Raw genomic sequence first — 20,569 nt, forward strand, 5'->3', positions numbered from 1 at the left:
GCGGCCGAAGGGTGCTGCGGCGACTGCGAGAGCGAGAGCAACAGCAACAGCAACAGCAACAGCAAATCCCCCCTGCCCCCCTTTTTCAAAGGGGGGAGGCGATCGGGTTTCAAAGGGGGGAGGCGATCGGGGCGGTTGGTGAGGCGGCAACCGTCAGCGGCGTGCGCGGCTTTCAACGGCAGCTCGTCGCGCGCCGCCAACCTGTTCGGCCTTCGCTGCTTCCCCCTCCGAACGACGCTTTGCTGTTCCCCCCTTTGAAAAAGGGGGGCAGGGGGGATTTGCCGTTGCCTCTGCCTCTGCCTTTGCTGCAAACCCAAACCACACCGCACCCCGCCCTCCGAGCCGCCGCATGAGCCTGCTCTCGCCCAGCCTGCACGCCGAGATCCAGCACCACGCCGCGCTCGACGCGCGCATGGTCCGCGCCGCGCGCGGGATCAAGCTGCTGACCATGGCCAGTTGGCCGGCCGGGATGGAAGTGCAGTTCCTCGCCGACTACGCCCGCGGCACCGCGCGGCCGCCGGCGATCATCTATCCCAAGTACGACTTCACCGAGGTCCGCGCCGAACTGGACGCGATCGCCGCCGAGGCCGACCCCGACCATCCGCTCGGCGAGTACCTGATCGACTCCTCGCGCAGTTGGGGCGTCGCCGCGCAACTGGTCGAATCGCTGGGTTCGCCGGCGGTAACCGACTACTCGATCCAGTTGTTCGGCCAGCCCGACGTCGCCCTGCCCGGGCAGGGCCCGAGCACGCGCGAGGCCGCCAACCACTTCATCTCGATCGCCGACGAACTCGATCGCGAGCTGATGTCGCCGGCCGAGACGGTGCAGATCTCCGCCACCGCGCTGAGCCTGCAGTTGCAGCGCGACCTCGACGACTACTTCGACAGCCGGGTGATCGACGTGGTGCTCGACCCCGAGCTGATCGCCAAGGCCGCCGCCGGCGCGACCCGGATCCGCCTGCGCAGCGGCGCGGCGTTCAGCGACTACGACCGCCACCAGCTGCTGCAGCACGAGGCCTTCGTGCACTCGCTGACCGCGCTCAACGGCCGCGAACAGCCGGTGCTGCCGAGCCTGGCCCTGTCCTCGCCGCGCAGCACCGCGACTCAGGAAGGCCTGGCCACCTTCGCCGAACAGATCACCGGCAGCATCGACATCGGCCGGATGAAGCGCCTGAGCCTGCGCATCGACGCGGTGGCGATGGCGCTAGACGGCGCCGACTTCATCGAAGTGTTCCGCTACTTCATCGACGCCGGCCAATCGCCGGAAGACAGCTTCGCCTCGGCCCAGCGCGTCTACCGCGGCGTGCCGACCTCGGGCGGCTCGGCCTTCACCAAGGACACCGTCTACCTGCGCGGCCTGGTCGGCGTGCACACCTTCTTCCGCTGGGCCCTGCGCCAGCAGAAGCTGCACCTGTGCCGCTGGCTGTTCGCCGGCAAGATGACCCTCGGCGACGTGCAGCGTTTCGAGCCGCTGTTCCAGGACGGCGTGCTGGCCCCGCCGCGCTGGATGCCGCCGTGGATCACCCGCGCCAACGGCCTGGCCGGCATGCTCGCGTTCTCGCTGTTCGCCAACCGCATTCGCCTGGACCAGATGGCCGAAGGCGACTTCAGCGAAATCGGTTGACGCCTCTGTAGGAGCGGCGTCAGCCGCGACAACCGCAGCGATGTACGCGAGCGCTGCGGCCGAAGCCAGCACGCCGCATGCTCTGTTATTCCCGGACGACCGGTCTTCGGACAATCCGCTGTCGGTCACCGCTGCGGTTGTCGCGGCTGACGCCGCTCCTACAGGGTTGACCCCTCAAGCCATATGCAAGCCGCCGTTGACCGCATAATCCGCACCGGTCACGAACGCCGCATCGTCCGAGGCCAGCCAGGCGCACAGGCTGGCGACTTCCTCCGGCTTGCCCAGCCGGCGCACCGGCACCGAGGCGGCCAGGCGGTCGAGCACGTCGGGCGGAAACGCGCTGATCGCGGCGCTGGCGACGTAACCCGGCGAGACCGTGTTGACCGTGACCCCGCGCGCGGCGAACTCCTGCGCCAGGGCGCGGGTGAAGCCGTGCATCGCCGATTTGGCGGTGGCGTAGTTGACCTGGCCGATCTGGCCCTTCTGCGCGCTGACCGAGGCGATGTTGATGATCCGGCCCCAGCCGCGCGCCGACATGCCGTCGATGACCTGCTTGGTGATGTTGAACAGGCTGTGCAGGTTGCTGGCCATGACCGCGTTCCAGTCGTCGCGGGTCATTTGCCGGAACAGCACGTCGCGGGTGCCGCCGGCGTTGTTGACCAGCACGTCGATCTCGCCGACCTCGGCCTTGACCTGGGCGAAGGCCTCCACGCTGGAGTTCCAGTCGGCGGCGTTGCCCTCCGAGGCGATGAAGTCGTAGCCCAGCTCGCGCTGCTCGCGCAACCAGGCCGCCTTGCGCGGCGAATTCGGCCCGCAGCCGGCGACCACGGTGTGGCCACTGTCGGCCAGCCTCTGGCAGATCGCGGTGCCGAGGCTGCCCATGCCGCTGGTGACGTAGGCGATGCGGAGTGTCATGGCGAACGGTTCCTGTGTTGGACGAACGACGACGGATCGGACTTCTGTAGGAGCGGCGTGAGCCGCGACAACCGAAGCGGTGTACGCGAGCGTTATGGCCGAGAGCGAAAGCAGTGCAGTTGCAATCGGCCTTGACGATCAGCGGTTTCGGGGGAGAGACGCTTTCGATCGCCGCTCCGGTTGTCGCGGCTCACGCCGCTCCTACAAAAGCTCAGGTGGCGAGCGGGTACAGCGCCAGGGCCAGCGATGCGAACATCAGCACCAGCGACACCAGCACCGCCCACTTCAAGGTGAAGCGCTGGTGGTCGCCGAAGTCGACGTTGGCCATGCCGACCAGCAGATAGGTCGAAGGCACCAGCGGGCTCAACAGGTGCACCGGCTGCCCGGCCAGCGAAGCGCGCGCCATCTCCACCGGGGTAATGCCGTAGTGGCCGGCGGCTTCCGACAGGATCGGCAGCACGCCGAAATAGAACGCGTCGTTGGACATGAAGAAGGTGAACGGCATGCTCGCGATCGCCGTGATCACCGCCAGGTAAGGGCCCCAGGCGTCCGGGATCACCGCCAGGAAGCTGCGCGACATCGCCTCGACCATGCCGGTGTTGGACAGGATGCCGGTGAAGATGCCGGCGGCGAAGATCAGCGACACCACCGCCAGCACGTTGCCGGCGTGGTTGCCGATGCGCCGGCGCTGCTCGGCCAGGTCCGGGTAGTTGATCACCAGCGCGATCGCGAAGCCGATCATGAACAACACCGGCAACGGCAGCACGCCCAGCACCAGCGCGGTCATCAGCGCCACGGTCAGGCCGGCGTTGACCCACAGCAGCTTGGGCCGCTTGGTGTCCTCGCTGTCGGCCAGGGTCGGCAGGTTGTCGCTGGCGGTGTCCAGCTCCGGATTCCAGTCCGCGGCATGGCCGTGCAGGGTGACGATGCCCAGGCGCTTGCGTTCGCGCAGGCCCAGATACCAGGACAGCGCGAGCACCGACAGCAGCGCCACCGCCATCGCCGGCACCAGTGGCACGAACACATCGCTGGGGTCGACGTGCAGCGCGGTCGCCGCGCGCGCGGTCGGTCCGCCCCACGGGGTCAGGTTCATCACCCCGCCGGCGAGGATGGTCACGCAGGTCAGGTTGAGCGCGTTCATGCGCAGGCGCTGGAACAGCGGCAGCATCGCCGAGACGGTGATCATGTAGGTGGTCGAGCCGTCGCCGTCGAGCGAGATCAGCATCGCCAGCACCGCGGTGCCGACCACGATCTTGAGCGGGTCGCCCTTGACCAGCTTGAGGATGCGCTTGACGATCGGATCGAACAGGCCGGCGTCGATCATGACCCCGAAGTACAGGATCGCGAACATCAGCATCACCCCGGTCGGGGCGATCTTCTTGATGCCCTCGATCATCATCTCGCCGATGCCCGCGCCGTAGCCGCCGAGCAGGGCGAAGGCGATCGGGATCACGATCAGCGCGACCAGCGGCGACAGCCGCTTGCTCATGATCAGGTACATGAAGGTCAGGACCATGCCGAAGCCGAGCGCGGTCAACATGAGGGACTCCCGGGAAGGCTAGAAGTGAGCGGAGAGGAGTGAGGAGCGAGCGGAAGGCGGGGCGCAGAGAGCGATTTCTCACTCCTCGCTCCCCTGCGCTCGCTCCTGCTTCAAAAGTCGTACTGAAACCGCCCGGTCAACGCCCGGGTCCGGTCGAGCGTGACGCCCGCCAGCCGGTCGCGATTGCGGCTCTCGATCCAGTCGAGCATGAAGCGCAGGTTCGAACGCAGGTGCCAGTTGACGCCGAGGCTGGCCTGTTCCATCGACACGTCGCTGAAGTTCGCGCTGCCGTCGAGGTGCTGCTTGCCGCGGATCGTGTCGTAGCGCAGCGCCACCTGCCAGGCGCCGCTCTCGCGCAAGGGCTTGACCCGGGCGAAGCGGCCGGTCTTGCTGTCGTAAGGCATCGATTCGCCAGTCAGGAACCAGCCGACCAGGCCGTAGGCGGAACGCACCTGGCCGCGCTGCGAACCGTCGTCGAAGTTCGCTCCGCCCAATTCCGACTGCACATACAGCGGCCCCTGCGACAGGCCGAACTCCAGCGAGTACTTGTCGACGTCGGTGTCCAGGCCGCGGTTGAAGTTGACCAGGGTCGCGCGGCTGTTGTCGGACAGGTGGCCGGCCGGGCGCGGTGCGATGCGCAGCCCATTGGCGCCGTCGCGGCCCGGATGATCGTAGTACTCGCGCGCCAGCGACAGGCCCAGATGCAGGGTGCGGTCTTCGTCGCGCAGCGGCGTCCAGGTGCCGCGCGCGCCGACCGCATGGCCCTTGACCTTCCAGGCGTCGATGCTTTCCAGGCTGTAGACGCTGCCGCCGACGGTATAGTCCGGGCGCGCGGTGATCCAGGCCGCGCCGAGCCGGTACAGCGGCGCGACCGAACTGGCGAACATCGAGCGCTCCATGAACACGCCGTAGTTCGAGCTGATCCGGTCGTCGAGGGTGAAGTACTGCTTGAACTGGCCGACGGTCAGCTTGCCGGCCTTGAAATCGCGGGTGAGGTAGACGTCCTTGGCCTCGACGCTGTCGCCGGAGAACTCGTCCTGCAGGCCGGCGAAGTCGCCTTCGATCTTGTAGCCCCAGCCGTAGAACTTGCCCGACAGGTCCAGCCACAGCCGGCGCACTTCGGTGTCGTCGGGGTTGCGCGGGCCGCGCGCGTCGTTGTCGAAACTGGCGAAGTCCCAGTGGATGCGGCCGCCGAATTCGGCGGTGACCGGGCCTTCGGCCTCGTCGGCGGCGAAGGCGGGCGCGGCGGCCAGGCACAGTGCGACGCACGCGGCGGCGTGGCGGATACACGACATCGATGTTCTCCCGTTGCCCCGTCGCCGACCCGTTTTTTATGGGATTTCCGGCGACAGGCGCGCATGTCTGCGCTTATAGTTGCTTCAGCCGGGACGGCCAGCCGCAACCCCTCGAACCCAGGCTAGGCGGGCGAAGCTGTCATTGACCTGTCATGCCGTCCCCGCCCGTCCGATCCGATCGGCGGCTTCACCTGACCGCGGCCGCGCCGCGACGAGAGCATTGCGTGCGCATCCTGCTGGTCGAGGACAATGCGGACCTGGCCGACGCCATCGTCAGGCGCATGCGCCGCGACGGCCATGCGGTGGACTGGCAATCCGACGGCGTCGCCGCGGCCAGCGTGCTGCGCTACCAGGCCTTCGACCTGATCGTGCTCGACATCGGCCTGCCGCGGCTCAGCGGCTTCGGCTTGCTGGCCGGCCTGCGCGAACGCGGCGACGCCACGCCGGTGCTGATGCTGACCGCGCGCGACGGCATCGAGGACCGGGTCAAGGCGCTCGATGCCGGCGCCGACGACTACCTCAGCAAGCCGTTCGATTTCCGCGAGTTCGAAGCGCGCTGCCGCGCGCTGCTGCGCCGCCATCAGGGCCGCGCCGCCGACGCGGTGCAGATCGGCGGCCTGGTGTTCGACGCCGGCGCGCACCGGGTGACCCTGGACGGCGAAGCGATCGAACTGCCGAACCGCGAGTTCCGCCTGCTCGAGATCCTGATCGGCCGGCTCGGCCAGGCGGTCGGCAAGGACGAGATCGGCAACGGCCTGTTCGGCTTCGACGACGAGGCCGGGCCGAACGCGATCGAGCTCTACGTCGGCCGCTTGCGCAAGCGCCTGGCGGCGGCGCCGTTGCGCATCGTCACCGTGCGCGGCGTCGGCTATCTGCTCGAACCCAGCGACGGCCGCGGCGCCACCGATGGCGGTGGAGCGGGCGATGACTGAGCCCGCCGCGCGCCGCGATTCTATCCGCCGCACCCTGCTGCTGTACCTGGGCACTTTGTCGCTGATCGGCGCGGCGCTGCTGTTCCTGGCCGCGCGCAGCTACGGCCGCAGCGCCGCCGACCGTTCCTACGATCACCTGCTGGTCGCCTCGGCTTTGTCGATCGCCGACAGCGTGGCCTTGGTCGACGGCCAGTGGCAGGTCGATCTGCCCTATGCCGCGCTCGACCTGCTGGCGATGGCGCCGGAGGACCGGGTGTTCTACCGCGTCGCCAGCGCCGAGGGCGCGACCATCACCGGTTATGCCGACCTGCCGTCGCCGCCTTCGCCGCCGCCGCGCGACGGCCGGCCGCGGCTGTTCGACGCGGTCTATCGCGGCGAGCCGACCCGCTTCGTCGCGGTCTCGCGCTCGGTCGCCGGGCCGGCGACCCAGGGCCGCGCCATCGTCCAGGTCGGCCAGACCCGGCTCGCCCGCGAGGCCCTGGCCGACGACGTGGTGCTGCGCGCGCTGGTCGCGATCGTGGCCTTGTCGCTGGCGGCGCTGGCCCTGGTCTGGATCGGCGTGCACCGCGCGCTGCGGCCGTTGCAGAAGCTCGAACGCGACCTGTCGCTGCGCGAGCCGTCCGACCTCAAGCCGGTCGCCGGCGAAGTGCCGCTGGAGCTCGACCAACTGGTCGGTGCGTTGAATCGCTTCATGGCCCGGCTGGCGGCCAGCAACGAAACCCTGCGCGCCTTCATGGGCGATGCCGCGCACCAGATGCGCACCCCGCTGGCGGCGCTGCGCGCGCAGGCGCAGCTGGCGCTGGACGAGGACGACCCGGCCGAACAGCGCCGCAGCCTGGTCACCATCGAGCGCAACGCCAGCCACATGAGCCGGCTGCTGAACCAGTTGCTCAGCGACGCCAGCGCGATCCATCGCAGCCACCTGCAGCAGTTCGAAACCGTCGATCTGGCCGAGGTGTTGCACCAGGCCGTGTACGAATCGATCCCGCAGGCCGGGCCGCGGCCCGAAGTGCGGCTGGCCGCGACCGGCGAACCGATGCGCGTGCACGGCGACGCCTTGCTGCTGCGCGAAGCGCTGAAGAACCTGATCGACAACGCGCTCAAGCACGGCCGTCCGCCGCCGGGCCGCGACGGCGGGCCCTTGCAGATCGCCCTGACCGCGGCCGAAGACCCGGCCTGGGCGGTGCTGACCGTCGCCGACCACGGCCCCGGCATCGCCCCGGCCGACGCTGGCAGCGTGTTCGAACGCTTCGCCCGCGGCCGCGACGCCGCCGCCGGCGGCGCCGGCCTGGGCCTGGCGATCGTCAAGCGCATCGTCGACAGCCATGGCGGCCGGATCGATCTGAGCAACCGGGTCGGCGGCGGGCTGGTGGTGACCTTGCGGCTGCCGAGGAGCGAGAAGTGAGGGTAGAGAAGTGAGGAGCGAGCGGAAGCAAGAACAACAACAACGGCAGCGGCGCCTGTGGCGGCGTGGCGGCGTGCGCTTGTGCCTTTACTCACTCCTCACTCCTCTCCTCTCGCTCCTCGCTCTTGCCAGCCCCGCCGCCCCCGGCGACGTCCGCGTCTTCAAGGCCCCGCAAGCCGTTACCGCCCGCCTGCGCATCCACGGCTCGACCGACATCGAGAACTTCGCCGCGGTGATCGCCGACTACCAGCGCCTGCGCCCCGGCACCGAGGTCGAGTACGCCGACCTGGTCGCGCAGGACATCTACCGCCGCCATCTGCAGGCGCGCGAGGGCGGCCGCGCCGGCGCCGACCTGCTGATCAGCAGCGGCATGGACCTGCAGACCAAGCTGGCCAACGACGGCCACGCGCTGGCCCATCGCTCGGCCGCCACCGCCGGCCTGCCGGCCTGGTCGCAATGGCGCCACGAGGCTTTCGGCATCAGCTACGAGCCGGTGGTGATCGTCTACAACAAGCGCCTGCTGCCGCCGGCCAAGGTCCCGCGCACCCGCCGCGAGCTGCTGGCCCTGCTGCGCGACCCGGCCGCGCCGCTGGCCGGCAAGGTCGGCAGCTACGACGTCTCGCGCAGCAGCGTCGGCTACCTGCTGGCGACCCAGGACCACCAGCTCGGCAGCATGGCCGGCGCCCTGCAGGCCGCGCTCGGCGCCAACCGGGTGCGGCTGGAGGAGCGCACCGGCGCGCTGCTGGACCGGGTCGCGCGCGGCGAGCTGGCCCTGGCCTACAACGTGCTGGGCTCCTACGCCCAGGCCCGGGTCGACGCCGGCGCCCCGCTCGGCATCGTCCTGCCCGAGGACTACACCCTGGTCCTGTTGCGCACCGCGCTGATCCCGCGCGGCGCGCCCAATGCCGCCGAGGCCGGGCGCTTCCTCGACTACCTGCTGTCGCCGCGCGGCCAGGCCCTGCTCGCCCGCCAGGTCGGGCTGCAGCCGATCCGCGCCGCCGACGGCGCGCCGCTGGCCCCGCACGCGCGCGACGGCGCCGGCGTGCGCGCGCTGCGGCCGATCACCCTCGGCCCCGGCCTGCTGGTGTATCTGGACGCGCTCAAGCGCCGCCAGTTCCTCGAAGCCTGGCGTAGCACGGTCCAGCCCGGCCGCAAGGAGCCCGCCGATGCGCCCTGAGCCGGGCGCCCATACGCAGGCGTCGGGCGGCTTTCGCGCCGCCCGCGCCGGCTTCGGCAAAGCGCCCGCGGCGCCTGCCGGGTACAACTCCAAAGTACTAAGGACTCCTCCGACGCGGTCGCGCGAATCCGCCTCGGCGATCCTTTAGACTGCTAGCCCGACCACCTCGCGCCCTTGCCACGGCACTTTTATCTGATGTCCGACAACGATCTGAAAACCGCCGCGCTCGACTACCACCGCCTGAACCCGCCGGGCAAGATCAAGGTCACCGCGACCAAGCCGATGGTGACCCAGCGCGACCTGGCCCTGGCCTACTCGCCGGGCGTGGCCTACGCCTGCGAGGCGATCGTCGAGGACCCGAACACCGCCAGCGAGCTCACCGCCCGCGGCAACCTGGTCGCGGTGATCAGCAACGGCACCGCCGTGCTCGGCCTGGGCGACATCGGCCCGCTGGCCGGCAAGCCGGTGATGGAAGGCAAGGGCGTGCTGTTCCAGAAGTTCGCCGGCATCGACGTGTTCGACATCGAGATCGACGAGCGCGACCCGGACAAGCTGGTCGACATCATCGCCTCGCTGGAGCCGACCTTCGGCGGCATCAACCTGGAAGACATCAAGGCGCCGGAGTGCTTCATCGTCGAGCGCAAGCTGCGCGAGCGGATGAAGATCCCGGTGTTCCACGACGACCAGCACGGCACCGCGATCATCGTGGGCAGCGCGGTGCTCAACGCGCTGGAGATCGTCGGCAAGAACATCGGCGAGGTGAAGCTGGCCACCAGCGGCGCCGGCGCGGCCGGCATCGCCTGCTTGGACATGCTGGTCGCCCTGGGCATGAAGCCGGAGAACATCCTCGCGGTCGACCGCGACGGCGTGCTCTACACCGGCCGCGGCAAGATGGACCCGGACAAGGAGCGCTACGCGCGCGACACCGACAAGCGCACCCTGGCCGACATCGTCGCCGGCGCCGACGTGTTCCTGGGCCTGTCGGCCGGCGGCGTGCTCAAGGCCGAGATGGTCGCGACCATGGCCGACAAGCCGATCATCCTGGCCCTGGCCAATCCCTATCCGGAAATCCTGCCGGAGGACGCCAAGGCCGTGCGTCCGGACTGCATCATCGCCACCGGCCGTTCGGACTACCCGAACCAGGTCAACAACGCGCTGTGCTTCCCCTACATCTTCCGCGGCGCGCTCGACGTCGGCGCGACGGTGATCAACGAGGAGATGAAGCTGGCCTGCGTGCGCGCGATCGCCCAGCTGGCGCGGATGGAGTCCTCCGACCTCGGCGGCGCCTACGGCGGCGAAGTGCCGACCTTCGGCGCCGAGTACCTGATCCCGCGCCCGTTCGACCCGCGCCTGCTGGTGATGCTGGCCCCGGCCGTGGCCAAGGCGGCGATGGACTCCGGCGTCGCCGCGCGTCCGATCGCCGACATGGACGCCTACGAAGAAAAGCTCAGCCAGTACATCTACCGCACCAGCCTGCTGATGAAGCCGGTGTACGACAAGGCCCGCGCCGACCGCAAGCGCGTGGTCTATGCCGAGGGCGAGGAAGAGACCGTGCTGCGCGCGGTGCAGACGGTGATCGACGAAGAGCTGGCCTATCCGATCCTGATCGGCCGCCCCGACGTCATCGAGACCCGCATCCAGCGCCTGGGCCTGCGCATGCGCGAAGGCGTCGACTTCGAGTTGACCAACATCAACGACGACCCGCGCTTCAACGACTACTGGCAGCAGTACCACGCCCTGACCGAACGCCGCGGCGTGACCCCGGCGGCGGCCAAGAACCTGCTGCGTTCGCGCCCGACTCTTATTGCGGCGCTGATGGTCGAACGCGGCGAAGCCGATGCGATGATCTCCGGGTTGGTCGGCCGCTTCCACAAGAAGCTGGGCTACATGCGCAGCATCTTCGACTTCGACCCGGGCGTGTCCGGCACCGCGGCGATGACCGGCGTGATCAACGACCAGGGCGCGTGGTTCTTCCTCGATACCCACGTGCAGGTCGACCCGACCGCCGAGCAGATCGCCGAAGCCACCCTGCAGGCGACCTACCGCCTCAAGCTGTTCGGCATCGAGCCCAAGGTCGCGCTGCTGTCGCACTCCAACTACGGCAGCCACGACAACCCGTCGGCGGCGAAGATGCGCAAGGTCCGGCAGATCGTGAAGCAGCGCCAGCCCAAGCTGGAAATCGACGGCGAGATGCAGGCCGACACGGCCTGGGACGATCTGCTGCGCAAGCGCATCTTCCCCAACGCCACCCTGCACGGCCGCGCCAACCTGTTCGTGCTGCCCAACCTGGACGCCGCCAACATCACCTACAACATGGTCCGGGTGATGACCGACGGCGTGGCGATCGGCCCGATCCTGATGGGCTTGGACAAGCCGGCGCACATCCTGACCCCGGCCTCGACCCCGCGCCGCGTGGTCAACATGACCGCGATCGCCGCAGTCGACGCCCAGATCCGCGCCGCGCGCGAGGCCGAGCGCAAGGCCTGACCGGGTTCCGGCGACGCGGCCAGCCCGCGTCGCCGCCTGATCCCCAGCGTTCCCACCCGAAGCATTCCCCCCCTTTGAAAAAGGGGGGCTAGGGGTGGATTTGCTTCCAGCGCCATGCCTCGATGACGCTGGTCGCTCCGACCGACGACGAAGGCGCTCTATATTCTCCGCGTCCCCGGTCGCGGCTCACGCCGCTCCTACAAAAGCCGATCTCGCGCCCTTGCGGTTCCCCCCTTTGAAAAAGGGGGGTAGGGGGGATTTGCTTCTAGCGCCATGCCTCGATGACGTTGGCCGCTCCGACCGACGACGACGGCGCTTCTGTTTTCTCCGCGTCCCCGATCGCGGCTCACGCCGCTCCTACAAAAGCCGATTTCGCGCCCTTGCGGTTCCCCCCCCTTTGAAAAAGGGGGGGTAGGGGGGATTTGCTTCTAGCGCTATGCCTCGATGACGTTGGTCGCTCCGACCGACGACGACGGCGCTCTATTTTCTCCGCGTCCTCGGTCGCGGCTCACGCCGCTCCTACAGAAGCCGATCTCGCGCCCTTGCTGTTCCCCCCTTTGAAAAAGGGGGGAACAGCAAGGGCGCGAGATCGGCTTCTGTAGGAGCGGCGTGAGCCGCGACCGAGGACGCGGAGAAAATAGAGCGCCGTCGTCGTCGGTCGGAGCGACCAACGTCATCGAGGCATAGCGCTAGAAGCAAATCCCCCCTACCCCCCCTTTTTCAAAGGGGGGGGAACCGCAAGGGCGCGAAATCGGCTTTTGTAGGAGCGGCGTGAGCCGCGATCGGGGACGCGGAGAAAACAGAAGCGCCGTCGTCGTCGGTCGGAGCGGCCAACGTCATCGAGGCATGGCGCTAGAAGCAAATCCCCCCTACCCCCCTTTTTCAAAGGGGGGAACCGCAAGGGCGCGAGATCGGCTTTTGTAGGAGCGGCGTGAGCCGCGACCGGGGACGCGGAGAAAACAGGAGCGCCGTCGTCGTCGGTCGGAGCGAGCAGCGTCATCGACGCATGGCGCTAGAAGCAAATCCCCCCTACCCCCCTTTGAAAAAGGGGGGTAGGGGGGATTTGCTTCTAGCGCCATGCGTCGATGACGCTGCTCGCTCCGACCGACGACGACGGCGCTCCTGTTTTCTCCGCGTCCCCTGTCGCGGCTCACGCCGCTCCTACAGGGAATGCGGCCGCCCTCAGCGAACGCTATCGAACTGCAGGTCCCAGTACCGCCGCTGGAAAAATTCGCGGCCCAGGGCGCGCGCCGCCTGCAACGGCGCTTCCGGCGCATCGACGATCTCGCCACGCTGATTGCCGTAGGCGTGCACCGTGCCGATGAATTGCGAACGCGTATAGCGCGCGTACTCCTGCAGCTGCTGCACGATCCCCAGCGCGATCCCCGGATAGATCTCCTCCGACGCCGTCAGCAGCGCCACCTTCTTGCCCGCCACGCCGGCACGCGTTTGCGCGTAATCCGGATAGCTGCGGGCGAAATAGCAGAACATCCGGTCGAAGAACGCCTTCGCCTGCGCCGACATCCCGTACCAGTACACCGGCGTGCACAGCGCCACGCCCTGCGCCGGCAGGAACTCGTCGAAAAACAGATCGCGGAAACCGTCGTCGATCCGACAGCGCCCGTCCGCGTCGCGGCACTGACGGCAATCGCGCAGGAATCCCGTCAAATGGTCGTCGAGGAAGCGCACCACCGCCGGCGTGCCGGCGGCTTCGGCGCCCTCGCGCACGGCGGCGGCCAGGGCGGCGCTGTTGCCGTTGCGGCGGGGGCTGGCGGCGAGGATCAGCAAACGGGGTGGGCTGGCGGTCATTGAGTGGCATCGATAGCGGCGCTAGGCTGGCCGGAGCGATGAATCTAAATCGCCGACAGATAGCTCTACAAAAGACAAAAATTCGCTTGAGATGAGTTGAATTCAGCTCAAACCGGAGCCGTCCGTGTTCGCCGACCTGCCCCTGACCGCCCTGCGCAGCTTCGAATCCGCCGCCCGCCGGCTCAGCTTCAAGGCCGCGGCCGAGGAACTGCACGTCACCCCGACCGCGATCTCGCACCAGGTCCGCCAACTCGAATCCTGGCTCGGCGCCGCCCTGTTCGAACGCCGCGCCCGCGGCGTGGCGCTGACCGCCGAAGGCCGGCGCTTGTTCGACGCCGTGCACGGCGCCCTGCTCGACGTCGTCCACAGCGTCGACAGCCTGCGCCCGCAGCGCAGCGCCGGCAGCCTGACCGTCACCACCACCGCCTCGTTCGCCGCGCTGTGGCTGATCCCACGCATCGGCCGCTTCTACCAGCAGCATCCCGAGCTCAGCCTGCGCATCGACACCGGCGCGCACGTGGTCGACCTCAACCTCGACGCCGGCGTCGACGTCGCGATCCGCTACGGCGGCGCGGTGCCCGCCGACCTGGTGCGTCACGGCGGCCTGCGCGAACACTTCGGCGTCTACGGCGCTCCGGACCGGATCGAACAACTCGCCGCCGATCCGGCGCCGACCCTGATCGGCGTGGCCTGGAGCGATTCGACCCTGTACCCCTGCAGTTGGGCGGCGTGGTGCGAACAAGCCGGCGTCGACTGGCTGGGCCCGGACACGGTGGTGCGCGACTACGACGAAGAGCACTACGCCATGCACGCCGCCGGCGCCGGCCAGGGCCTGGTGCTGGCGAGTTCGATCGTGGTGACCGGCAGCGTCGCCCGCGGCCTGCTCGCGCCCGTGCGCCCCGACATCACCGTCCCCGGCGAGACCTACCACGTCCTCACCGTCCCCGGCCGCGAACGCCACCCGCCGGTACGCGCCTTCCTGCGCTGGCTCGACGCCGAGATGCGCGCGCTTTGATGCCAAGCGGCGTACCGCCCCCTGTAGGAGCGGCGTGAGCCGCGACAACCGAAGCGGTTGACGTCAGCGTCTTATCCGAAACCTCGCACCTACACACCGCGCTTCGGAACCCTCGCTTCCGAACGTCGCTTCGGCTGTCGCGGCTCACGCCGCTCCTACAAGAAGCCACGCACTCACCGTGCTAATAATCCCACCCGAAGGATTCCCCCCTTTGAAAAAGGGGGGCAGGGGGGATTTGCTCTTGGCGCCATGCCGCAGTCGCACTCGCAACCCCGACCAACGACGACGTCACCCGCATTTTCTCCGCATCCCCTTATCGCGCCTCGCGCCGCTCCTACAACACCGTCACGCCAGCGCCACCTCCCCCGGCAACCAGCGCAGCGCGAACTCGCGCAACAGCTTCACCTTCGCCGAGCGGCGCAGGTCCGGATGGGTGGCGAACCACAGATCCGTCTGCACCGGCGCCAGCGGCGCCGAAATCCGCCGCACCCACGGCGAGGCATCGGCCAGATAGCACGGCAACAACGCCCGCCCCAAGCCCGCCTCGCACGCCGCCAACGCCGCCGGCAGCGTATTGACCCGCATCGCGATGCGTTCCTCCGCCACCCGCCCCTGCAACCACTGCGCCGAGGACAGATGCGCCAGGCTCTCGTCCAGCGCCACCCAATCGCCCTGCACCAACGCCGTCTCGTCCAACAGCTTCGCCCGCGCCGGCAGCGAGGCCTTGGCCGCATACGCCGCGATCGAAATCGCCGCGACCTTGCGCGACGACAAACCCTCCGGCGCCAGCGCGCTGGCGCGCAAGGCCACGTCCGCGTCCTGCTGCTGCAGGCTCAGGAACGCATTGGCGATCACCAACTCGCAACGCAGCCCCGGCTGCTCGGCGCGGAACGCCGCGCACATCCGCGCCGCCACCGGCGCCAGCGTGTCGGGCAGGGTGATCCGGATCCGGCCCTCGGTGCGCGCGTCGCGCCCCGACAGCTCGCGCTGCAGGCGCTCGCTCTCGGCCAGCATGCGCTGCGCCCCGGCGATGGTCAGCTCGCCCGCGTCGGTCGGCGTGTAACCGCGCCGGCTGCGCCGGAACAGCGCCGCGCCGACCCGCGCCTCGACCGCCGCCAGGCGCCGGAACGCGCTCGAATGATCCAGCCCCAGCGCCTTGACCGCGCCGGTCAGGCTGCCGTGCGCGCCGATCGCGCGCACCAGTTCCAGGTCGTCCAGGCCCAAGCGTTCGTGTCGCATCTGCAAGCAATCCTTGTCGATTCGCCGTGTTGGCGCCGCCGCGGCGGACGCCGAAAGTAGCGCCATCCCAACGGAGCGCACTCATGAAACTGTACTTCACCCCCGGCACCTGCTCGTTCGCCCCGCACCTGGCGATCCGCGAACTCGGTCTCGACGTCGAACTCAGCCGGGTGCGCATCGGCGCCGACCCGGTCGTGGTCGCCGACGGCCGCGATTTCCGCCAGATCAACCCGCTCGGCTACGTGCCGGTGCTGGAGCTCGACGACGGCCGCGTCCTCACCGAAGGCTCGGCGATGCTGCTGCACCTGGCCGACGCCCATCCGGAGGGCGGCCTGGCCCCGCCCGCCGGCACCGCCGAGCGCGACGAACTGCACCGCTGGCTGGTCTTCATCGGCACCGAACTGCACAAGACCTTCAGCCCCTGGCTGTTCCACCCCGAATACGGCGAACAGGCCGCCCAGGTCGCCCGCGAGCGGTTGTTCAAGCGCCTGGCGGTGGTCGAGCGCCACCTCGAAGGCCGCCAGTACCTGCTGGGCGAGCGCTTCGGCATCGCCGACGCCTACCTGTTCACCGTCGTCGACTGGGTGCGGCCGCTGAAGATCGCGCTCGACGACTACCCCAACATCGCCGCCTACCTCGAACGCGTGCGCGCCCGCCCGGCCGTCGCCGAGGCCTTGCGCCGGGAGAAGACCCCATGAACGCGGAAATGCTGCGCCCCGGCACGGCCTGGACCCTGCTGATCGCCGCCGGCCTGATCGACGTGGTCTGGGCGCTGACCATGAAACTGTCCCAGGGCTACACCCGCCTGGGCTGGAGCGTGGTCTCGGTGATCTCGCTGATCGCCTTCGTCTGGCTGCTCGGCCGCGCCCTGACCGCGCTGCCGGTCGGCAGCGCCTACGCTGTATGGACCGGCATCGGCGCCGCCGGCACCGTGTTGATCGGCTCGGTCCTGTTCGGCGAAGCCCTGACCCCGATGCGCCTGGCCGGCGTCGGTTTGGTGGTTGCCGGCATCGTGGTGTTGCGTAGCGCGTGAGCCGTGCCACCCTGCGTGCCGCCCCTGTAGGAGCGGCGTGAGCCGCGACAACCGAAGCGACGCACGCAAGCGCACCATCCGAAACCTGCCGCAACCAACGCATCACCGCTTCGGCTACAACGCTTTCGATCACCGCTTCGGTTGTCGCGGCTTACGCCGCTCCTACAAAGGGCGGCTATGCCGCGACAACCGGCTGCGGCGAAACCCCACCGCGCGACGTCGCCTATTCCGATCCCGCTTCAACGCCGCAGCGACCACGCTGCCCGCATGGCCCCGATCCCGCCACGCCCACCCGGACATGCCGCGTTGCGTCGCGGCCGCGCATCCGAATCCGGCCGTGTCTATTTCGTCACCTGCGTCACCCGCGACCGCCGCGCGCTGTTCGCCGATCCCATCCTCGCCCACACCATGGCCGAGGCCTTGCTCGACCGCCGCCTCTGGCCGCGCTCGCGGCTGCTCGCCTGGGTGCTGATGCCCGACCACTGGCACGGACTGATCGAACTCGGCGCCTGGGAAACCTTGCCGGACCTGATGTGCCGGCTGAAATCCAACACCGCCCGCCACATCCGCTTCGCATTGCCGCTGGCCTGCCAGGTATGGGCCGCCGCCTACCACGACCGCGCGCTGCGCCAGGACGACTGCTTGCTAAGCGCAGCCCGTTACCTCGTCGCCAACCCACTGCGCGCCGGTCTGGTCCAAAGCATCGGCGACTACCCCTACTGGGGCGCCGTCTGGATCGACGGCGTCCCGCCCCACACCCGTGCCGCCCCACCGCACCGCCTGGCGACGAACCCACCTCTGTAGGAGCGGCGTGAGCCGCGACATCCGCAGCGGTGCACGCAAGCGTCCCATCCGAAGCCCGGCCAACCGGAACGAACATCCCCAACACCCCGATTCGGCCGGCTTCGGCCAACGCGCTGTCAAACACCGCTGCGGCTGTCGCGGCTCACGCCGCTCCTACAAAAAACCGTCACGATCGATGGCGTCCCACCCCGTAAGACGGCGTACCGCCCCCTGTAGGAGCGGCGTAAGCCGCGACATCCGCAGCGATGCACGCAAGCGCCCCATCCGAAGCCCGGCCAACCGGAACGAACATCCCCAACACCCCGATTCGACCAGCTTCGGCCAACGCGCTGTCGACCACCGCTGCGGATATCGCGGCTCACGCCGCTCCTACAAAAAACCCACCCGACCCGCAGCGGCAAAGGCCACCGTCACACACCCACCACACGCCCCCGTATCCACACCAACGCCCCTAGCCAAAACGAACTATTCCACCCCACCGGCCACCCCCCGCAAGCCGTAACCCGGTCGCCGTTTGTTAGACTCGGGGCTCTAATCCGCCCCCCACCTCCGAGGCGCGGCCACGGGGCCGCGAGATCGATGAATCAGCCGCTTGCCAGCTCTTTGCACGACCTGCTCCAGAACGATCCCGATCCGACCGAAACCCAGGAATGGGTCGAATCCGTCCAGGCCGTCATCGCCCGCGACGGCGCCGAGCGCGCCCACCAGCTGCTTGAGGGCATGGTCGAGGTGACCCGCCGCGCCGGCGCCCACCTGCCGTTCCAGCCCACCACCGAATACATCAACACCATCCCGCCGCACCTGGAGGCCAAGAGCCCCGGCGACGCCGCGATGGAATGGCGGATCCGCTCGCTGATCCGCTGGAACGCCATGGCCATGGTCGTGCGCGCCAACCGCAAGCCCGGCGACCTCGGCGGCCACATCGCCAGCTTCGCCTCGGCGGCCACCCTGTACGACGTCGGCTTCAACCACTTCTGGCGCGCGCCCTCGGCCGATCACCCCGGCGACCTGGTCGGCATCCAGGGCCACAGCTCGCCCGGCATCTACGCGCGCTCCTTCCTCGAAGGCCGCATCAGCGAATCGCAGATCGACCACTTCCGCATGGAAGTCGACGGCCGCGGCGTCAGCTCCTACCCGCACCCCTGGCTGATGCCCGATTACTGGCAGATCCCGACCGTGTCGATGGGCCTGGGCCCGATCAGCGCGATCTACCAGGCCCGCAACTGGAAGTACCTGGAAGGCCGCGGCCTGATGCCGAAGTCCGACCGCAAGGTCTGGGCCTTCCTCGGCGACGGCGAGACCGACGAACCCGAATCGCTCGGCGCGATCTCGGTCGCCGGCCGCGAAGGCCTCGACAACCTGATCTTCGTCATCAACTGCAACCTGCAGCGCCTCGACGGCCCGGTGCGCGGCAACGGCAAGATCATCCAGGAGCTGGAAGGCCAGTTCCGCGGCGCCGGCTGGAACGTCATCAAGACCGTCTGGGGCAGCTACTGGGATCCGCTGCTGGCCCGCGACACCACCGGCAAGCTGCGCCAGCTGATGATGGAAACCGTCGACGGCGAATACCAGAACTGCAAGGCCTTCGGCGGCAAGTACACCCGCGACAATTTCTTCGGCAAGTACCCGGAAACCGCCGCGCTGGTCGCCAACCTGTCCGACGACGACATCTGGCGCCTCAACCGCGGCGGCCACGACCCGCACAAGGTCTACGCCGCCTACCACGAGGCGGTGAACACCAAGGGCATGCCGACCGTGATCCTGGCCAAGACGGTCAAGGGCTACGGCATGGGCGCCTCGGGCGAATCGCTCAACCCGACCCATGGCACCAAGAAGATGGACGACGAAGCCGTCCGTCTGTTCCGCGACCGCTTCAACATCCCGGTCACCGACGAGCAGCTCAAGGACGGCGCCGTACCGTTCTACCACCCCGGCGAGAAGTCGCCGGAAGTCGAATACATGCACGAGCGCCGCAAGGCCCTCGGCGGCTACCTGCCGCAGCGCCGGCGCAAGGCCAGCACCTCGCTGGACGTGCCCAAGCTGGACGCCTACGACCGCCTGCTCAAGAGCACCGGCGAGCGCGAAATCAGCACCACGATGTCGTTCGTGCAGGCTCTGAACATCGCCCTGCGCGACAAGCAGGTCGGCCCGCGCCTGGTACCGATCGTCGCCGACGAAGCCCGCACCTTCGGCATGGAAGGCCTGTTCCGCCAGCTCGGCATCTACGCCCCGCACGGCCAGAAGTACAAGCCGGTCGACCGCGACCAGCTGATGTACTACCGCGAAGACGTCACCGGCCAGGTGCTGGAAGAAGGCATCACCGAAGCCGGCGCGTTCGCGTCCTGGCTGGCGGCCGCCACCAGCTACAGCACCAACGACCTGCAGATGCTGCCGCTGTACATCTACTACTCGATGTTCGGCTTCCAGCGCATCGGCGACAGCGCCTGGCAGGCCGCCGACATGCGCGCCCGCGGCTTCCTGCTCGGCGCCACCGCCGGCCGCACCACGCTCAACGGCGAAGGCCTGCAGCACGAAGACGGCCACAGCATGATCCAGGCCGGCCTGATCCCGAACTGCCGCAGCTACGACCCGACCTTCAGCTACGAAGTCGTGACCCTGCTCCAGCACGGCATGCAGCGCATGCTGACCGAGCAGCGCGACGAGTACTGGTACCTCACCCTGATGAACGAGAACTACCCGCACCCCGACATGCCGGAAGGCAGCGCGGACGGGATCATCAAGGGCATGTACCTGCTCAAGGACGCCGGCAAGCCCAAGAAGGGCGAACTGCGCGTCCAGCTGATGGGCAGCGGCACCATCCTGCGCGAAGCCATCGCCGCGGCCGAGTTGCTGGACAAGGACTTCGGCGTCACCGCCGACATCTGGTCCTGCCCCAGCTTCAACGAGCTGGCCCGCGAAGCCATCGACGCCGAGCGCTGGAACCGCGTCAACCCCGAAGCCAAGACCCCGCGCAAGCCCTACATCACCGAACTGCTCGACGGCCGCCAGGGCCCGGCCATCGCCGCGACCGACTACATCCGCATGTACCCGGAACAAGTCCGCGCCTACGTGCCGATGCGCTACACCGTGCTCGGCACCGACGGCTTCGGCCGCAGCGACACCCGCGCCAACCTGCGCCGCCACTTCGAAGTTGATCGGTACTACATCGCCCACGCCGCCATCGCGGCGCTGGCGGCGGAAGGCAAGATGACCGGGAAGGACGTGGCTCGGGCGATCAAGCAGTACAAGATCGATGTGGAGAAGCCGAATCCGTTGGGGGTTTGAATTCCATTG

General features: G+C 68.8%; 15 protein-coding genes. 10 read left to right on the plus strand and 5 right to left on the minus strand.

The window, feature by feature from the left end; genetic code table 11:
• The first annotated feature begins 349 nt into the window (after positions 1 to 349).
• Positions 350 to 1,624, plus strand: a complete 1,275-nt coding sequence (locus tag K4L06_RS09150) for a flavohemoglobin expression-modulating QEGLA motif protein (protein ID WP_221671095.1) — start codon at positions 350 to 352, stop codon at positions 1,622 to 1,624.
• Between the two features lie 174 nt (positions 1,625 to 1,798).
• Here the strand turns inward: K4L06_RS09150 and phbB are convergent, their stop codons facing one another.
• The 3 genes from phbB to K4L06_RS09165 all read right to left on the minus strand — a co-directional run bounded on the left by phbB (position 1,799) and on the right by K4L06_RS09165 (position 5,374).
• Positions 1,799 to 2,539, minus strand: a complete 741-nt coding sequence (gene phbB / locus K4L06_RS09155; protein ID WP_221671096.1) for an acetoacetyl-CoA reductase — start codon at positions 2,537 to 2,539, stop codon at positions 1,799 to 1,801.
• A gap of 211 nt (positions 2,540 to 2,750) precedes the next feature.
• Complete coding sequence (locus K4L06_RS09160; protein WP_221671097.1) at positions 2,751 to 4,079, minus strand: CitMHS family transporter; 1,329 nt, start codon at positions 4,077 to 4,079, stop codon at positions 2,751 to 2,753.
• Between the two features lie 110 nt (positions 4,080 to 4,189).
• Positions 4,190 to 5,374, minus strand: coding sequence for a porin (locus tag K4L06_RS09165; protein ID WP_221671098.1), 1,185 nt, complete (start codon positions 5,372 to 5,374; stop codon positions 4,190 to 4,192).
• 224 nt (positions 5,375 to 5,598) lie between these two features.
• Here K4L06_RS09165 and K4L06_RS09170 point away from each other — a divergent pair, with 224 nt between their 5' ends.
• The 4 genes from K4L06_RS09170 (at position 5,599) to K4L06_RS09185 (ending at position 11,375) form a co-directional block, all read left to right on the plus strand.
• Positions 5,599 to 6,306 (plus strand): response regulator transcription factor, encoded by a 708-nt coding sequence (locus tag K4L06_RS09170; RefSeq protein WP_221671099.1) that lies wholly within the window; start codon positions 5,599 to 5,601, stop codon positions 6,304 to 6,306.
• Positions 6,281 to 7,711, plus strand: a complete 1,431-nt coding sequence (locus K4L06_RS09175) for a sensor histidine kinase (protein WP_221671100.1) — start codon at positions 6,281 to 6,283, stop codon at positions 7,709 to 7,711. The genes K4L06_RS09170 and K4L06_RS09175 overlap by 26 nt, the downstream gene beginning before the upstream one ends.
• 73 nt (positions 7,712 to 7,784) lie before the next feature.
• Positions 7,785 to 8,888 (plus strand): ABC transporter substrate-binding protein, encoded by a 1,104-nt coding sequence (locus tag K4L06_RS09180; RefSeq protein WP_221671101.1) that lies wholly within the window; start codon positions 7,785 to 7,787, stop codon positions 8,886 to 8,888.
• Between the two features lie 195 nt (positions 8,889 to 9,083).
• Positions 9,084 to 11,375: an NADP-dependent malic enzyme gene (locus K4L06_RS09185; protein WP_221671102.1), complete on the plus strand. Its 2,292-nt coding sequence runs from the start codon at positions 9,084 to 9,086 to the stop codon at positions 11,373 to 11,375.
• Positions 11,376 to 12,557: 1,182 nt separating this feature from the next.
• On the opposite strand, the gene K4L06_RS09190 is transcribed toward K4L06_RS09185, so the two are convergent.
• On the minus strand, positions 12,558 to 13,163 hold the full coding sequence (locus tag K4L06_RS09190; protein ID WP_221671103.1) for a flavodoxin family protein: 606 nt from the start codon (positions 13,161 to 13,163) through the stop codon (positions 12,558 to 12,560).
• 145 nt (positions 13,164 to 13,308) lie between these two features.
• On the opposite strand from K4L06_RS09190, the gene K4L06_RS09195 reads away from it, so the two are divergent.
• Complete coding sequence (locus K4L06_RS09195) at positions 13,309 to 14,199, plus strand: LysR substrate-binding domain-containing protein (protein ID WP_221671104.1); 891 nt, start codon at positions 13,309 to 13,311, stop codon at positions 14,197 to 14,199.
• 345 nt (positions 14,200 to 14,544) lie between these two features.
• Here K4L06_RS09195 and K4L06_RS09200 read toward each other — a convergent pair whose 3' ends face one another.
• On the minus strand, positions 14,545 to 15,438 hold the full coding sequence (locus K4L06_RS09200; protein WP_221671105.1) for a LysR family transcriptional regulator: 894 nt from the start codon (positions 15,436 to 15,438) through the stop codon (positions 14,545 to 14,547).
• 83 nt (positions 15,439 to 15,521) lie between these two features.
• On the opposite strand from K4L06_RS09200, the gene K4L06_RS09205 reads away from it, so the two are divergent.
• The 4 genes from K4L06_RS09205 (at position 15,522) to aceE (ending at position 20,560) form a co-directional block, all read left to right on the plus strand.
• Positions 15,522 to 16,136: a glutathione binding-like protein gene (locus K4L06_RS09205; RefSeq protein ID WP_221671106.1), complete on the plus strand. Its 615-nt coding sequence runs from the start codon at positions 15,522 to 15,524 to the stop codon at positions 16,134 to 16,136.
• Positions 16,133 to 16,471 carry a multidrug efflux SMR transporter gene (locus K4L06_RS09210; protein ID WP_255595033.1) on the plus strand — a complete coding sequence of 113 codons (339 nt, stop codon included), beginning with the start codon at positions 16,133 to 16,135 and terminating at the stop codon, positions 16,469 to 16,471. Before K4L06_RS09205 ends, K4L06_RS09210 begins: the two co-directional genes overlap by 4 nt.
• A gap of 267 nt (positions 16,472 to 16,738) precedes the next feature.
• A complete protein-coding gene (locus tag K4L06_RS09215) occupies positions 16,739 to 17,275 on the plus strand; it encodes a transposase (protein ID WP_255595034.1) in 537 nt (178 codons plus the stop codon).
• Positions 17,276 to 17,854: 579 nt separating this feature from the next.
• The gene (gene aceE, locus K4L06_RS09220) at positions 17,855 to 20,560 is read left to right on the plus strand and encodes a pyruvate dehydrogenase (acetyl-transferring), homodimeric type (protein WP_221671107.1); all 2,706 of its coding nucleotides are present in this window, start codon (positions 17,855 to 17,857) and stop codon (positions 20,558 to 20,560) included.
• Positions 20,561 to 20,569 lie beyond the last annotated feature (9 nt).

Origin of the sequence: Lysobacter sp. BMK333-48F3 (assembly GCF_019733395.1) — a bacterium.
In the GTDB taxonomy this organism is placed as follows: Bacteria; Pseudomonadota; Gammaproteobacteria; order Xanthomonadales; family Xanthomonadaceae; genus Lysobacter.

Excerpts from the sequence above, each read along its gene's own strand:
- K4L06_RS09150 (WP_221671095.1), top strand. The coding sequence starts at position 350 with ATGAGCCTGCTCTCGCCCAGCCTGCACGCCGAGATCCAGCACCACGCC.
- phbB (WP_221671096.1), bottom strand. The coding sequence starts at position 2,539 with ATGACACTCCGCATCGCCTACGTCACCAGCGGCATGGGCAGCCTCGGC.
- K4L06_RS09160 (WP_221671097.1), bottom strand. The coding sequence starts at position 4,079 with ATGTTGACCGCGCTCGGCTTCGGCATGGTCCTGACCTTCATGTACCTG.
- K4L06_RS09165 (WP_221671098.1), bottom strand. The coding sequence starts at position 5,374 with ATGTCGTGTATCCGCCACGCCGCCGCGTGCGTCGCACTGTGCCTGGCC.
- K4L06_RS09175 (WP_221671100.1), top strand. The coding sequence starts at position 6,281 with ATGGCGGTGGAGCGGGCGATGACTGAGCCCGCCGCGCGCCGCGATTCT.
- K4L06_RS09185 (WP_221671102.1), top strand. The coding sequence starts at position 9,084 with ATGTCCGACAACGATCTGAAAACCGCCGCGCTCGACTACCACCGCCTG.
- K4L06_RS09200 (WP_221671105.1), bottom strand. The coding sequence starts at position 15,438 with ATGCGACACGAACGCTTGGGCCTGGACGACCTGGAACTGGTGCGCGCG.
- K4L06_RS09205 (WP_221671106.1), top strand. The coding sequence starts at position 15,522 with ATGAAACTGTACTTCACCCCCGGCACCTGCTCGTTCGCCCCGCACCTG.
- K4L06_RS09210 (WP_255595033.1), top strand. The coding sequence starts at position 16,133 with ATGAACGCGGAAATGCTGCGCCCCGGCACGGCCTGGACCCTGCTGATC.
- K4L06_RS09215 (WP_255595034.1), top strand. The coding sequence starts at position 16,739 with ATGGCCCCGATCCCGCCACGCCCACCCGGACATGCCGCGTTGCGTCGC.
- aceE (WP_221671107.1), top strand. The coding sequence starts at position 17,855 with ATGAATCAGCCGCTTGCCAGCTCTTTGCACGACCTGCTCCAGAACGAT.